Genomic DNA, 14,118 nt, shown 5'->3' with positions numbered 1-14,118 from the left:
TCGTGGGCGCGCGCAGCGGGAACGACCCCATTACGCAAGGAAAGTTGCGCAATTTCTCTTGCGCAAGATTTCTTTCGCATCTACGGTCGCTCCATGACCTCGCCCGACAGCCGCCGGATCACCGATCTCGGCACCCTCAAGGCCATCTCGCACCCGCTGCGCATGCGGCTCTACCGAGCCCTCTTCGTCGCCCGCACCGCCACCGCCTCCCAGCTCGCCGACCAGGTCGACGAGGCCGTCTCGCTCGTCAGCTACCACCTGCGCAAACTCGCCGACCACGGGCTGATCGAGGAGGCCGCCGCGCAGTCGGCCGACGGTCGCGAGCGGTGGTGGCGGCCCAGCTCCTACGGGCTCAGCGTTCACGACGAGGACATGCGCGACGCACCCGAACTGGTCGCCGCGAGCGACGCCCTCGGCCGCACGTTCAACGACCAGCGCGCCGCGCTCCACGCGCGTTTCCTGGACGAGCGGCTCACCTGGTCGGACGAGTGGCGCTCGGCCTCCATCGGCGCGGAGTGGCTGCCCCGCCTCACCGCCGCGGAACTCTCCGCCCTCGGCAAGGAGCTGGAGGCCGTCCTGCGGACGTTCGACCAGCGGGCCCGCGCCGCCGAGGAGGCCGGCGACACCGAGGGCCGCGAGAACGTCGCCATCCACCTCTACGGCTTCCCCTACCGCCCGTGACGGCGCTCGTCGAGGCCCCGCCCGCCCGGCCCGCCCACCGCGACCCCAACGTGCTGCGCTGGCTCGGGGCGTACTCCGCCTCCGCCGTCGGCGACAGCCTCTATTACCTCGCCCTCTCCTGGACCGCCGTCCGCAGCGGCACACCCGCCGAGGCCGGGCTCGTCATGGCCGTCAGCGCCGTCCCGCGCGCCCTGCTCATGCTCGGCGGGGGAGTGATCGCCGACCGCTTCGGCCCGCACCGGGTCGTCATCCTCTCCGACACCGTCCGCTGCCTCGTCGTCCTCGGCGTGGCCGGGGCGCTCCTGCTCAGCAGCCCCGGCCTCTGGGTGCTCGCCGCCGTCGCCCTGGTCTTCGGCACCGTCGACGCCCTCTTCCTGCCCGCCGTGGGCGCCCTGCCGCCCCGGATCGCCGCCCGGGACCAGCTCGCCCGGGTCCAGGGCATGCGCGGTCTCGCCCAGCGCGCCGGACTCGTCCTCGGCGCCCCGCTCGGCGGCCTCGCCGTCGCCCTCGGGGGGCCGGCCGCCGCCTTCGGGGCGGCCGGGCTCCTCTTCGCGGTCTCCCTGCCGCTGCTCCTGGCACTCCGGCTCGCCCCGCTGCCGGGCGGCGGGGCGAGACGGGAGGGCACGGCCCTGCGCGACCTCGCCGACGGCCTGCGCTACCTCCGCCGGCACCGCGTCCTCGGCCCCCTGACGATCGTCGTCGCCCTCAGCGACCTCGGCTTCGTCGGCCCCGCCAACGTGGGCCTCGCCCTCCTCGCCGACGAGCGCGGCTGGGGCGCGTCGGGTATCGGCTGGGTCCTCGCCGGATTCGGTACGGGAGCGGGCGCCGCCTCCCTGCTGCTCACCGTGCGCGGCCGGATACCCCGCGCGGGCGCCGTTCTCGGCGCGGCGATCGCCCTCAGCGCGGGCTCGGTGGGCGCCCTCGCGTACGTACCGCAGCTGCCGGTCGCCGTGGCCCTGGCACTCTCCGTCGGCCTGCTCGCGGGCCTCAGCGGCGCCCTGTGCGGGGCGCTCACGCAGACCGAGTGCGACCCCGCGTACCTCGGCCGGGTGACCGCCGTGACCAGCTTCGTCAGCCTGGGCCTCGCCCCGCTGAGCTTCCCCCTCACCGGCGCGGCGGTGGGCCTGTGGGGCCTCGGACCGGTGTTCGTGGCGAGCGCGGCGATCTGCGCGGCCGGCGGGCTGTACGGACTCTCCGTACGCAGCCTGAGGCGCGCGGAGCTGCCCGTGGCGAAGGGCTGAGCCCTCGGAGAGGCTAGATCCCCAGCTGCTTCGTCTCGTGCAGCCGCTCGATCGCGTCCTGGTCGCCGTCCAGCTCCACCTTCGCCACGTCCTGGCGGCCGAACACGAACATCGTCAGCTCGCCCGGCTCCCCGGAGACCGTCACCACCGGGGTGCCCTTGTGCGCGACCGCCGTCTGGCCGTTCGGGCGGCGCAGCACCAGGCCCACCGGGGCCTTGCGGCCGAAGAGGCGGGCGCCCTTCTCCAGGCGGCTCCAGAGGGCGTCCGAGAAGACCGGGTCCAGCTCGCGCGCCGACCAGTCGGGCTGGGCACGCCGTACGTCCTCCGTGTGGACGTAGAACTCGACGACGTTCGCCCCCTCGTCGACCTGCTTGATGGTGAACGGCGACATCCGTGGCGGGCCGGTCCGGATGAGCTGGATCAGCTCCTCGTACGGCTTCTCCGCGAACTCCGCCTGCACCCGGTCGAGCCGCGCCTTCAGCGCCGGTACGAGGGATCCGGCGGCCGCGTCCGGGCGGCGCTCGCGCACCACCACATGGGCCGCGAGGTCGCGGGTCAGCCAGCCCTCGCAGAGCGTCGGGGCTTCGGGCCCGGCCGCCTCCAACAGATCGGCGAGCAGAAGGCGTTCACGCTTCGCATGGGTCGACATGCCCGCCAGCGTACGACCGCGGCCCGCGGTCCGCCCAGTGGACGCCCGCCCGGACGTGTCCCCCGGCCACGGCACAATGGCCCCATGAGCAGCAATCTCGACCCGGCCATCGCCGCCCGCCTCAAGCGCAGCCCGGACGGACTCGTCCCGGCCATCGCCCAGCAGTACGACACCGGCGAGGTGCTGATGCTCGGCTGGATGGACGACGAGGCCCTCCACCGCACCCTCACCACCGGCCGCTGCACCTACTGGTCCCGCAGCCGCCAGGAGTACTGGGTCAAGGGCGACACCTCCGGCCACGTCCAGCACGTCAGGTCCGTCGCCCTCGACTGCGACGCCGACACCGTGCTCGTCAAGGTCGACCAGGTGGGGGCCGCCTGCCACACCGGCGCGCGGACCTGCTTCGACGCCGACGTCCTGCCCCTGGGCAAGTAGGGTCTGGCGCCATGGATCTCGAGACCTTCCGCAAGCTGGCGGCCGACCGCCGCGTGATTCCCGTCAGCCGTCGGCTCCTCGCGGACGGTGACACCCCGGTCGCGCTCTACCGCAAGCTCGCCGCCGAACGCACCGGCACCTTCCTCCTCGAATCCGCCGAGAACGGCCGCTCCTGGTCCCGGTACTCCTTCATCGGCGTCCGGAGCGACGCCACCCTCACCGTCCGCGACGGGCAGGCCCACTGGCTCGGCACCCCGCCCGTCGGCGTCCCCACCGACGGCGACCCGCTCGCCGCGCTGCGCGCCACCGTCGAGGCCCTGCACACCCCGCGCGACCTGTCCTCCGGGATGCCGCCCTTCACCGGCGGCATGGTCGGCTACCTCGGCTACGACATCGTCCGCCGCCTGGAGCGCATCGGGGACTCCACCCGTGACGACCTGGAGCTGCCCGAGCTGACCATGCTCCTGACCAGCGACCTCGCCGTCCTGGACCACTGGGACGGCTCCGTCCTGCTGATCGCCAACGCGATCAACCACAACGACCTGGAGACCGGTGTCGACGAGGCGTACGCCGACGCCGTCGCCCGGCTCGACGCCATGCAGGCCGACCTGGCCCGCCCCGTCGCCACCGTCCCCGCCGCGCTCCCGCCCTCCGAGCTGCCGGAGTTCTCCGCGCTCTGGGGCGGCCCGGCCTACCAGGACGCCGTCGAGGACATCAAGGAGCGGATCCGGGCGGGCGAGGCCTTCCAGGTCGTCCCCTCGCAGCGCTTCGAGACCCCGTGCCACGCCTCCGCGCTCGACGTCTACCGGGTGCTGCGGGCCACCAACCCGTCGCCGTACATGTACCTCTTCCGGTTCGAGAACGGCTTCGACGTCGTCGGCTCCAGCCCCGAGGCCCTGGTCAAGGTCGAGGACGGCCAGGCGATGGTCCACCCCATCGCCGGCACGCGGCACCGCGGGGCCACCCCGCAGGAGGACCACGACCTCGCCGAGGAGCTGCTCGCCGACCCCAAGGAGCGCGCCGAGCACCTGATGCTCGTCGACCTCGGCCGCAACGACCTCGGCCGGGTCTGCGAGCCGGGCTCGGTGGAGGTCGTCGACTTCATGTCGATCGAGCGGTACTCGCACGTCATGCACATCGTCTCCACCGTGACCGGCCGGGTCGCCCAGGGTCGCACGGCGTTCGACGTCCTCACCGCCTGCTTCCCCGCGGGCACCCTGTCCGGCGCCCCGAAGCCGCGCGCCATGCAGATCATCGAGGAGCTCGAGCCCTCCCGGCGCGGACTGTACGGCGGCTGCGTCGGCTACCTCGACTTCGCCGGGGACTCCGACACCGCCATCGCCATCCGTACCGCCCTGCTGCGCGACGGCACCGCGTACGTGCAGGCCGGAGCCGGTGTCGTCGCCGACTCCGACCCGGTCGCCGAGGACACCGAGTGCCGGAACAAGGCCGCCGCGGTCCTCCGTGCCGTACACACCGCCAACCGGATGAACGGCACGTGACGGCGTAAGGGATAGTGGGGTGCGTGAGTGCTGTTCCCGTACCCCAGCCCCGAGCCGCTCGCGCGGGCGGCGCGGCCGCCACGCCCGGCGGCCGCCGCAGCCTGGCCGCGGCTCTCCTGCTCGGCGCCCTCGGCGCCACCGTCGTGCTGCTGTCCGCGGGCCAGATCTGGGCCCAGGGCACGGCGTCGGTCGGCGGCGGCACGGTGCCCGTCGAGGCGAACGGCGGCGCCGTCACCGGAGTGCCGACGGCGCTCGCGATCGTCGGCCTCGCCGCGCTCGTCGCCGTCTTCGCCGTGCGCCGCGCCGGTCGCACCCTGGTCGCCGGTCTGCTCGCGCTCAGCGGCGCGGGCGCGGCGGTGGCCGCGTTCCTCGGCGCCTCCGACAGCGACGCGCTGGACGCCGAGGCCGCCCGGATCTCCGGAGACACCGCTGCGGCGGTGGAGGGCCTCACCCACACCGCGTGGCCGTACGTGACGGCGGGCGGCGCGCTGCTGATCCTCGTCGCGGGGCTGCTCGCGCTGCGGTTCGGCACGAGCTGGCCGGCGATGGGCGGACGCTACGAGCGCGCCGGCGCCCCGCGCGCCGGACGGCCGGCCCCCCGGGCGACGGCGACCGACCGCCCGGAGGACCTCTGGAAGGCGCTGGACCGCGGCGAGGACCCGACACACGACTGAGCCGGCGGCGGAACGGACGCGCGGGCGCGGGGTCCGGCGCGGCTGTGTCGTGGGTGGAGCACGCGCGGGGCGTAGAGCCCGGCGGGCGGAGCGGCACGCGAGGGCCGTGCGTGGGTCGGACGGCGACGCGTGATCGTCGGGCCACCCCGATTCATCGTCGCGCCCCTGTGTGCGGGACAATGACCACGAGTGTCCGCGCACGCGTGGGACCTCACCATCGAGCCACCACCGAGCAACAGCAACGAGGAGCAACTCATGGCGGGCAGCGCCCACGGACACACCCCGGCCGCCTGGACCGGTGTCATCATCTCCTTCATCGGCTTCTGCATCGCCGGAGTCTTCATGGTGGCGGCCAACACGGCCGGCTTCTGGGCCGGCATGGCCGTCATCGTCCTCGGCGGTGTGATCGGCCTCGCGATGAAGGTGGCGGGCATGGGCATGCCGAAGCAGTCGGCGGCGGTCGTCGCGGCCCGCGAGGCGGCGACGGCCAAGGCGCGCGCCTGACGGCAGCGGCGGCACACGACACGCGCGAAGGCGCAGCCCGGCGGGACCGGGCTGCGCCTTCGCGCGTCAGGGGCGACAATCACCGCGTGGAAGCGAAGCCGACGACCCCCGCGAAGCCCGACGACGCCATCGAGGGCGGGCAGCCGCCCCTGGCCCCCGCCGCCCCTGCCGTGCCCGCTGCACTCGCCGCCCCCGCCGCCCCCGTCGTGCCCGCACACCCCGGTGGGGTGGCCGGACCGGCGACGCGGTCGCTCGGGGTGCGGCTGCTCGCGCCGCTCGGGGCGCTGGCCGGCGTCGGCGCCGCGTTCGCGTACGTCGCGGCCGTCGACCCCAACGAACCCGGCCACTACCCGGTCTGCCCGCTCCTGCGCTTCACCGGCCTGTACTGCCCCGGCTGCGGCGGGCTCCGCAGCGCCCACGCCTTCGTCCACGGCGAGCTCTCCACCGCCTTCGGCGCCAACGCCCTCGCCGTCGTCGGCTACGGCCTCTTCGCCGTCGTCATGGCCGTGTGGCTGATTCGCGCCGTACGCGCCGTGCCCATGCGGGTCGCGATCAGTCCCGCCTGGTGGTGGGGGATCGGCTCCGTCCTGGCCCTCTTCACCCTCGTACGGAACCTCCCGTTCGGCTCCGCCCTTGCCCCATGACCCCTCCCCGGAAGTCCCAGCAGGTGGGACGCACGGCGGCCGGATGCGAGACCCGAGCGCTCGGGCGGATACCATCGACATGGCTGAACCTGGTTCATCCGCACGAACGTCACCATCACCGTCCCGGAAGGGGGCCTCTCGCGTGAGTGTGCTCGACGAGATCATCGCAGGCGTGCGCGCCGACCTCGCAGAGCGGCAGGCGCGGGTCTCCCTCGACGAGCTCAAGGAGCGCGCCGCCAAGGCGCCGCAGGCCAAGGACGGCGTCGCCGCACTGCGCGGAGAAGGCGTCACCGTGATCTGCGAGGTCAAGCGCTCCAGCCCGTCCAAGGGCGCACTCGCCGCGATCGCCGACCCGGCCGCCCTCGCCGCCGACTACGAGGCGGGCGGCGCCGCCGTCATCTCCGTGCTCACCGAGGAGCGCCGCTTCGGCGGTTCGCTCGCCGACCTGGAGGCCGTCCGCGCCCGGGTCGACATCCCGGTGCTGCGCAAGGACTTCATCGTCTCGGCGTACCAGCTGTGGGAGGCCCGCGCCTACGGCGCCGACCTCGCGCTCCTGATCGTCGCCGCGCTGGAGCAGGAGGCCCTCGTCTCGCTCATCGAGCGGGCCGAGTCCATCGGCCTCACCCCGCTGGTCGAGGTCCACGACGAGGACGAGGTCGAGCGCGCCGTCGACGCGGGCGCCCGGATCATCGGCGTCAACGCGCGCAACCTCAAGACCCTCAAGGTCGACCGCTCCACCTTCGACCGGGTCGCCCCGGAGATCCCGGCCGGCATCGTCAAGGTCGCCGAGTCCGGCGTCCGCGGGCCGCACGACCTCATCGCGTACGCCAACGCCGGCGCCGACGCGGTCCTGGTCGGCGAGTCCCTCGTGACCGGCCGCGACCCGAAGGCCGCCGTCGCCGACCTCGTCGCCGCGGGCGCCCACCCGGCCCTGCGTCACGGGCGGGGCTGACCCCGCCATGACCGCGTACCGCGCCACGCCGACCACCCGGGGCCTCGCCGCCCCGGGTGGTTTCGGCGCGGCCGCGGTGACCCGCGCGATGCGCACCCGGCTCCGTACCGCCGCCGCGCCCGCGCACGCCCCGCTGGCCCGGGGCTGCCGCCCGCGCGGCTGCCGGGCGCCGGCGCGGCGGGTCCACGGCCGCCGTGTGCGGTACGTGATCGGGAGCGAGCCGGGCCAGGTCAACGGCATGCGATGGCGCCCGCGCCCCGCGCGCACCTTCACGAACGTCACCCACGTCACCCACGCCTAGCCGAGGCGTCGCCCCCCGCCCACCCCCGTGTGCCCCGCCACCACGAGGGCGCGCCCCTGTGCACCGTACGCACCGCGAGCCTCGGCCCGGCAAGGGCGCCGTCCGTCGCGCCCACCCGTTCCGCCCCGGCGGAACGCCTGTCCACAACGCGGGCGGGCGGGCCTGGCGGAACGGTCACGGCGCCGTCGCCGTAGGTGACCGGAACGCCACGGCGTTGCCGTACGTGGAGGGCTCGCGCGCCTACCGTGACCACACAACCGCACGTCACCCGGGGCACCGCCCCGCGAGAGGCAGTCGCATGTCCAGCGAGTTCTTCCTTCCCGACCCGGAGGGTCAGGTCCCCTCCGCCGAGGGCTACTTCGGCGCCTACGGCGGCAAGTTCATCCCCGAGGCCCTCGTCGCCGCCGTCGACGAGGTCGCCGTCGAGTACGACAAGGCCAAGAGCGACCCCGAGTTCGCGCGCGAGCTCAACGACCTGATGGTCCACTACACCGGCCGTCCGAGCGCCCTCACCGAGGTGCCCCGGTTCGCCGAACACGCGGGCGGCGCCCGGGTCTTCCTCAAGCGCGAGGACCTCAACCACACCGGCTCGCACAAGATCAACAACGTGCTCGGGCAGGCCCTGCTCACCAAGCGCATGGGCAAGACCCGGGTCATCGCCGAGACCGGCGCCGGCCAGCACGGTGTCGCCACCGCCACCGCCTGCGCGCTCTTCGGGCTCGAATGCACCATCTACATGGGCGAGATCGACACCCAGCGCCAGGCGCTGAACGTCGCCCGGATGCGCATCCTCGGCGCCGAGGTCATCCCGGTGAAGTCCGGCAGCCGCACCCTCAAGGACGCCATCAACGAGGCGTTCCGCGACTGGGTCGCCAACGTCGACCGCACGCACTACCTCTTCGGCACCGTCGCGGGCCCGCACCCCTTCCCCGCCATGGTCCGCGACTTCCACCGCGTCATCGGCGTCGAGGCCCGCCGCCAGATCCTGGAGCTCGCCGGCCGCCTCCCCGACGCGGCCGTGGCCTGCGTCGGCGGCGGCTCCAACGCCATCGGCCTCTTCCACGCCTTCATCCCGGACAGCGACGTCCGCCTCGTCGGCTGCGAGCCGGCCGGCCACGGTGTCGAGACCGGCGAGCACGCCGCCACCCTCACCGCGGGCGAGCCCGGCATCCTGCACGGCTCCCGGTCGTACGTCCTCCAGGACGACGAGGGCCAGATCACCGAGCCGTACTCCATCTCGGCCGGCCTGGACTACCCGGGCATCGGCCCGGAGCACGCGTACCTCAAGGACACCGGACGCGGCGAGTACCGCGCCGTCACCGACGACGCGGCCATGCAGGCCCTGCGGCTGCTCTCCCGCACCGAGGGCATCATCCCGGCCATCGAGTCCGCGCACGCGCTCGCCGGGGCCCTGGAGATCGGCAAGGAGCTCGGCCCCGAGGGCCTGCTCGTCGTCAACCTCTCCGGACGCGGCGACAAGGACATGGACACGGCGGCCCGCTACTTCGGGCTCTACGACACCGACGCGGCCCCCGTCGAGGCCGACGCCGCCGCCGAGGACGGCGCGGGCGAGATCCGGAGGGACACCAAGTGAGCGGCACCATCCAGCTCCTCAGCGACACCCTGGCCAAGGCCAAGGCCGAGAACCGCGCCGCGCTCATCGCCTACCTGCCGGCCGGGTTCCCGACCGTGGACGGCGGCATCGCGGCGGTCAAGGCCGTCTTCGACGGCGGCGCCGACATCGTCGAGGTCGGCCTCCCGCACAGCGACCCGGTCCTCGACGGCCCCGTCATCCAGACCGCCGACGACATCGCCCTGCGCGGCGGCGTGCGGATCGCCGACGTGATGCGGACCGTCCGGGAGGCCTTCGAGGCCACCGGGAAGCCCGTCCTGGTCATGACGTACTGGAACCCGATCGACCGCTACGGCGTCGAGCGGTTCACCGAGGAGCTGGCCGCGGCCGGCGGCGCCGGCTGCATCCTGCCGGACCTGCCCGTCCAGGAGTCCGGCCAGTGGCGTGAGCACGCCGAGAAGCACGGTCTCGCGACCGTCTTCGTCGTCGCCCCCAGCAGCAAGGACGAGCGGCTCGCCACCATCACGGCGGCCGGCTCCGGCTTCGTCTACGCCGCCTCCCTCATGGGCGTCACCGGCACCCGCGAGTCGGTCGGCGCCGAGGCGGCCGACCTCGTCCGCCGCACCCGCGCCACGGCCGCGCTGCCGGTCTGTGTCGGGCTCGGCGTCTCCAACGCCGCACAGGCCAAGGAGGTCGCCGCCTTCGCCGACGGCGTCATCGTCGGCTCCGCGTTCGTCAAGCGGATGCTCGACGCCGACAGCGAGGCCGCCGGACTCGCCGCCGTAAGGGAACTGGCGGGCGAACTCGCCGAGGGCGTCCGTCGAGTTTCGTAACCCGTTCGGGTGGATCTGTGACCGGGGAGGCGCGGCCGCGCCTCCCCGGTTCGTTGCTGAGGGCGTGAGCAAGAACAGTGACGATTTCGGTAATCGGAGCGCGCGGGAGCGGCTCCAGCAGCAGCGTGAGCGTGACAAGGCACGGGAGAAGCAGCGGCGCGTCCTGATCGTGTCGGCCGCGGTCGTCGGCGTCCTCGGACTGGCCGCGGTGGTCGGCGTGATCGCCGCCAACACCGGGGGCAAGGACGGCGGCTCGGACAAGGCGGGCCCGGTCGTCGCCCCGACCGGCTCGACCGAGGGGGACAAGCCCTCCATCCCCACCGGGAAGGCGGACGCCCCCTCCACGCTCCAGATCTGGGAGGACTTCCGCTGCCCCGCCTGCGCCTCCTTCGAGAACGCGTTCCGGGACACCATCCACGAGCTGGAGGCCTCGGGCGCGCTCAAGGCCGAGTACCACCTCGCCACCCTCATCGACCGGAACATGGGCGGCCAGGGCTCGCTGCGCGCGGCGAACGCCGCGGCGTGCGCCCAGGACGCCGGGAAGTTCACGGCGTACCACGACACGCTGTACATCAACCAGCCGCCCGAGCAGGACGACACCTTCGGGGACAACGCCAAGCTGATCGAGCTCGCGGCGAAGGTGCCCGGCCTCGACACCCCGGCCTTCCGCAGCTGCGTCGAGGACGGCACGCACGACAGCTGGGTCGGGAAGTCGAACGAGGCCTTCGAGAAGGGCAGCTTCCAGGGCACGCCCTCGGTGCTGCTGAACGGAGTGTCGATCTTCCCGTCGAAGGGGAACGAGCAGATCTCCCCGGAGAACCTGAAGAAGTGGGTCGCCGAGGCCAACAAGGGCAAGAAGCCGGGCACGGCCTCGCCGTCGGCCGGCTGACGTCGCCGACCGGCCCGCCGGTGAGATCCTCGGTGAGATCCTCTTAGTTACGCAGACGTTGCCGGGTGGGCTGCCGCGACGCCCACCCGGCAAGGTAGCGTCGGTCCTGCCATGGACCTTGCCTTCATTCCCAGCCCGTCGACCGGTGTCCTCCACCTCGGACCGGTACCGCTGCGCGCCTACGCCTTCTGCATCATCATCGGTGTCTTCGTCGCCGTCTGGTACGGCAACAAGCGCTGGATCGCCCGGGGCGGCAGAGCCGGCACCGTGGCCGACATCGCCGTCTGGGCCGTGCCTTTCGGCCTCGTCGGCGGCCGGCTCTACCACGTCATCACCGATTACCAGCTGTACTTCAGCGAGGGTGAGAACTGGGTCGACGCCTTCAAGATCTGGGAGGGCGGCCTCGGCATCTGGGGCGCCATCGCGTTCGGCGCGGTGGGCGCCTGGATCGGCTGCCGCCGACGCGGCATCCCGCTCCCCGCGTACGCGGACGCCATCGCGCCCGGCATCGCCTTCGCCCAGGCCATCGGCCGCTGGGGCAACTGGTTCAACCAGGAGCTGTACGGCAGGCCGACCGACCTCCCGTGGGGCCTGGAGATCAGCGCCGGCGCGAACCGCGAGGCCGGGATCTACCACCCGACCTTCCTCTACGAGTCGCTGTGGTGCGTCGGCGTCGCGCTCCTGGTCATCTGGGCCGACCGTCGCTTCAAGCTCGGCCACGGGCGCGCCTTCGCGCTGTACGTCGCCGCGTACTGCACGGGCCGGGCCTGGATCGAGTACATGCGGGTCGACGAGGCGCACCACGTGCTGGGTCTCCGGCTGAACGTCTGGACGGCGATCGTCGTCTTCGTCCTGGCCGTCGCGTACATCGTGATCTCGTCGCGGCTGCGTCCGGGGCGCGAGGAGATCGTGGAGCCGGAGCGGGACAAGCCGGCGCCGGTCGGTGGCGACGAGGAGTCCGCGTCCGCCTCGGGCCCGGACGACTCCGAGACCGCCGAGGGCGAGACCGGCGCCGAGGGCGAGACCGGGGCCGAGGGGGGCGCCGCTCGGCGCGAGGCCTCCGCGGACCAGGCCGCGGACGTGCCCGCGAAGGGCGCGGAGTCCGCGGCCAAGGGCTGACCACGGGATCCCGTACGGGATGCCGCACAGGGCCGCCGGGACCGAGAGGTTCCGGCGGCCCTGTGGCGTACCGGGCCAGCGGTCAGCAGGTCCGGGCGGCGAGGGTGAGGACGCGGCGGGCGCCGTCGACGACCGCCGCGTCGACGAAGCGGCCGTCGGGGAGGGCCAGGGCGCCCTCCTCGTTCTCGGCCGCCTTCACGACCTCCTCGGCGGCGGCCACCTCGTCGGGCGTGGGGAGGTAGGCCTGCTCGATCACCGGGAGCTGGCGGGGGTGGATGGCGGCCCGGCCCAGGAAGCCGAGGGCGCGACCGCGCGCGCAGCTCGCCGCCAGGGCGTCCAGGTCGCGGATGTCGGGGTGGACCGACTGGGCCGGTGGCGGGAGGGCCGCCGCGCGGGCGGCGACCACGAGGCGGCCGCGCGACCAGTCGAGGCCGCTGTCGTCCCGTACGCCCAGATCGGCGCGGAGGTCAGCCTCGCCGAGGGCGATGCCGTGGACCGCGGGATGGGCGGTGGCGATGGCGTACGCGCTCTCGACGGCCAGGGCGTTCTCCAGGAGCGGGTAGAGCGGGACGCCGGCCGTGGACGCGGCGATCCGGTGGATGTCAGTGGCGTGTGTCACCTTGGGAACACGAAGACCGCGGAGGCCGGGGAGGGGGGCCAGGGTGGGGATGTCGCGTGCGGTGTGGATGCGGACATGGATCGGTACGGGGTGGGGGTCGGAGAGCAGATCGGCCGTCGCGGCCAGCGCGTACGCCTTGCGCTCCGGGGCGACCGCGTCCTCCAGATCGACGATCACCACGTCCGCACCGGAGAGCAGGGCCTTCTGGACGACGGCGGGGCGGTCCCCGGGGGCGTACAGCCAGGTGAGGGGGAGGGGCGTGCTCCTCATACGGCTCCTTGGTCGCGCAGGGCGCAGATCTCGGCGGGACTGAGTCCGGCCTCGGCGAGGACGTCCGCCGTGTCCGCCCCGTGCGGGCGGCCGGCCCAGCGGATCGAGCCGGGGGTGTCGGAGAGCCGGAAGAGGACGTTCTGCATACGGATCGGCCCCAGTTCGGGGTCCGGGACCTCGGTGACGGTGTTCAGGGCGCGGTACTGCGGGTCGTCCATCACGTCCCGGACGTCGTAGACGGGCGCGATCGCCGCCTCCGCCTTCTCGAAGGCGGCCATCGCCTCGTCCCGGGTGTGGCGGGCGATCCAGGAGCCGACCGCCTCGTCGAGGACGTCCGCGTGGGCGGCCCGGCCGGCGCCGTCGGCGAACCACGGCTCGTCGATCAGTTCGGGGCGGCCGACCAGGCGCATGACGCGTTCGGCGATCGACTGGGCGGAGGTGGAGACGGCGACCCAGGAGTCGTCGGCGGTGCGGTACGTGTTGCGGGGGGCGTTGTTGCGGGAGCGGTTGCCGGTGCGCGGCTGCACGTAGCCGAGCTGGTCGTACCAGAGGGGGTGGGGGCCGATGACGGAGAGCATCGGTTCGATGATGGCCATGTCGACGACCTGGCCGCGGCCGGTGGTCGTCCTGGCGGTGAGCGCGGTCATCACCGCGTACGCCGTGGCCAGGGCGGCGATCGAGTCGGCGAGGCCGAAGGGGGGAAGGGTGGGCGGGCCGTCGGGTTCGCCGGTGAGGGCGGCGAAGCCGCTCATCGCCTCGGCCAGGGTGCCGAAGCCGGGCCGGTGGGAGTACGGGCCGAACTGGCCGAAGCCGGTGACGCGGGTCAGGACCAGACGGGGGTTGACGGTGGAGAGCTCCTCCCAGCCGAGGCCCCAGCGCTCCAGGGTGCCGGGGCGGAAGTTCTCCACGACGACGTCGGCGTCGGCGGCCATCCGCAGCAGGGTGTCCCGCCCGCCGGGGGTGGAGAGGTCGAGGGTGATCGTCCGCTTGTTGCGGCCGAGGACCTTCCACCACAGACCGACGCCGTCCTTGGCCGGGCCGTGGCCACGGGACGGGTCGGGCGTGCGGGGGTGCTCGACCTTGATCACGTCGGCGCCGAAGTCGCCGAGCATCGTCGCGGCGAGCGGGCCCGCGAAGAGGGTGGCGAGATCGAGCACGCGCAGCCCGTGGAGGGGAGGCTGGGCGGTCGGCTCCTGGTGGGGCGTCATGTGAGGGGGCGTGGGGGGCGTCAT

The 14,118-nt window shown here is 73.7% G+C and carries 16 protein-coding genes; 13 read left to right on the top strand and 3 right to left on the bottom strand.

What is annotated here, in order from left to right; all coding sequences use genetic code 11:
• Positions 1 to 93: 93 nt before the first annotated feature.
• Both ACIPPS_RS16960 and ACIPPS_RS16955 read left to right on the top strand, forming a co-directional pair.
• Complete coding sequence (locus tag ACIPPS_RS16960) at positions 94 to 681, top strand: ArsR/SmtB family transcription factor (RefSeq protein ID WP_401432107.1); 588 nt, start codon at positions 94 to 96, stop codon at positions 679 to 681.
• Complete coding sequence (locus tag ACIPPS_RS16955) at positions 678 to 1,922, top strand: MFS transporter (protein ID WP_401432105.1); 1,245 nt, start codon at positions 678 to 680, stop codon at positions 1,920 to 1,922. Before ACIPPS_RS16960 ends, ACIPPS_RS16955 begins: the two co-directional genes overlap by 4 nt.
• Before the next feature lie 13 nt (positions 1,923 to 1,935).
• Here ACIPPS_RS16955 and ACIPPS_RS16950 read toward each other — a convergent pair whose 3' ends face one another.
• Positions 1,936 to 2,571, bottom strand: coding sequence for a TIGR03085 family metal-binding protein (locus tag ACIPPS_RS16950; RefSeq protein ID WP_401432102.1), 636 nt, complete (start codon positions 2,569 to 2,571; stop codon positions 1,936 to 1,938).
• Between the two features lie 84 nt (positions 2,572 to 2,655).
• Here ACIPPS_RS16950 and hisI point away from each other — a divergent pair, with 84 nt between their 5' ends.
• The 11 genes from hisI (at position 2,656) to lgt (ending at position 11,997) form a co-directional block, all read left to right on the top strand.
• A complete protein-coding gene (hisI, locus tag ACIPPS_RS16945; protein ID WP_401432100.1) occupies positions 2,656 to 3,006 on the top strand; it encodes a phosphoribosyl-AMP cyclohydrolase in 351 nt (116 codons plus the stop codon).
• 11 nt (positions 3,007 to 3,017) lie between these two features.
• Positions 3,018 to 4,508, top strand: coding sequence for an anthranilate synthase component I (locus ACIPPS_RS16940; protein ID WP_401432098.1), 1,491 nt, complete (start codon positions 3,018 to 3,020; stop codon positions 4,506 to 4,508).
• A gap of 14 nt (positions 4,509 to 4,522) precedes the next feature.
• Positions 4,523 to 5,182, top strand: coding sequence for a TIGR02234 family membrane protein (locus ACIPPS_RS16935; RefSeq protein ID WP_401432096.1), 660 nt, complete (start codon positions 4,523 to 4,525; stop codon positions 5,180 to 5,182).
• Positions 5,183 to 5,437: 255 nt separating this feature from the next.
• A complete protein-coding gene (locus tag ACIPPS_RS16930) occupies positions 5,438 to 5,686 on the top strand; it encodes an HGxxPAAW family protein (protein WP_401433106.1) in 249 nt (82 codons plus the stop codon).
• A gap of 86 nt (positions 5,687 to 5,772) precedes the next feature.
• The gene (locus ACIPPS_RS16925; protein WP_401432094.1) at positions 5,773 to 6,330 is read left to right on the top strand and encodes a DUF2752 domain-containing protein; all 558 of its coding nucleotides are present in this window, start codon (positions 5,773 to 5,775) and stop codon (positions 6,328 to 6,330) included.
• A 142-nt stretch (positions 6,331 to 6,472) separates the two neighbouring features.
• A complete protein-coding gene (trpC, locus tag ACIPPS_RS16920; RefSeq protein WP_401432092.1) occupies positions 6,473 to 7,282 on the top strand; it encodes an indole-3-glycerol phosphate synthase TrpC in 810 nt (269 codons plus the stop codon).
• 88 nt (positions 7,283 to 7,370) lie between these two features.
• Entirely contained in the window at positions 7,371 to 7,583 is a 213-nt protein-coding gene (gene trpM / locus ACIPPS_RS16915; RefSeq protein ID WP_401433103.1) for a tryptophan biosynthesis modulator TrpM, read from the top strand.
• Between the two features lie 298 nt (positions 7,584 to 7,881).
• A complete protein-coding gene (gene trpB / locus ACIPPS_RS16910) occupies positions 7,882 to 9,177 on the top strand; it encodes a tryptophan synthase subunit beta (RefSeq protein ID WP_401432089.1) in 1,296 nt (431 codons plus the stop codon).
• On the top strand, positions 9,174 to 9,989 hold the full coding sequence (gene trpA / locus ACIPPS_RS16905; protein WP_401432087.1) for a tryptophan synthase subunit alpha: 816 nt from the start codon (positions 9,174 to 9,176) through the stop codon (positions 9,987 to 9,989). Before trpB ends, trpA begins: the two co-directional genes overlap by 4 nt.
• Positions 9,990 to 10,053: 64 nt before the next feature.
• Positions 10,054 to 10,878 carry a DsbA family protein gene (locus ACIPPS_RS16900; RefSeq protein WP_401432084.1) on the top strand — a complete coding sequence of 275 codons (825 nt, stop codon included), beginning with the start codon at positions 10,054 to 10,056 and terminating at the stop codon, positions 10,876 to 10,878.
• A gap of 111 nt (positions 10,879 to 10,989) precedes the next feature.
• A complete protein-coding gene (gene lgt / locus ACIPPS_RS16895) occupies positions 10,990 to 11,997 on the top strand; it encodes a prolipoprotein diacylglyceryl transferase (RefSeq protein ID WP_401432081.1) in 1,008 nt (335 codons plus the stop codon).
• Between the two features lie 82 nt (positions 11,998 to 12,079).
• Here lgt and ACIPPS_RS16890 read toward each other — a convergent pair whose 3' ends face one another.
• The gene (locus ACIPPS_RS16890) at positions 12,080 to 12,886 is read right to left on the bottom strand and encodes an HpcH/HpaI aldolase/citrate lyase family protein (protein ID WP_401432079.1); all 807 of its coding nucleotides are present in this window, start codon (positions 12,884 to 12,886) and stop codon (positions 12,080 to 12,082) included.
• Positions 12,883 to 14,118, bottom strand: coding sequence for a CaiB/BaiF CoA transferase family protein (locus tag ACIPPS_RS16885; RefSeq protein ID WP_401432077.1), 1,236 nt, complete (start codon positions 14,116 to 14,118; stop codon positions 12,883 to 12,885). The genes ACIPPS_RS16890 and ACIPPS_RS16885 overlap by 4 nt, the downstream gene beginning before the upstream one ends.

The organism is Streptomyces sp. NPDC090127 (assembly GCF_044746945.1).
In the GTDB taxonomy this organism is placed as follows: domain Bacteria; phylum Actinomycetota; class Actinomycetes; order Streptomycetales; family Streptomycetaceae; genus Streptomyces.
The sequence above is the reverse complement of the archived record's forward strand: the minus strand, read 5'-3'. Positions and strand labels throughout refer to the sequence as shown.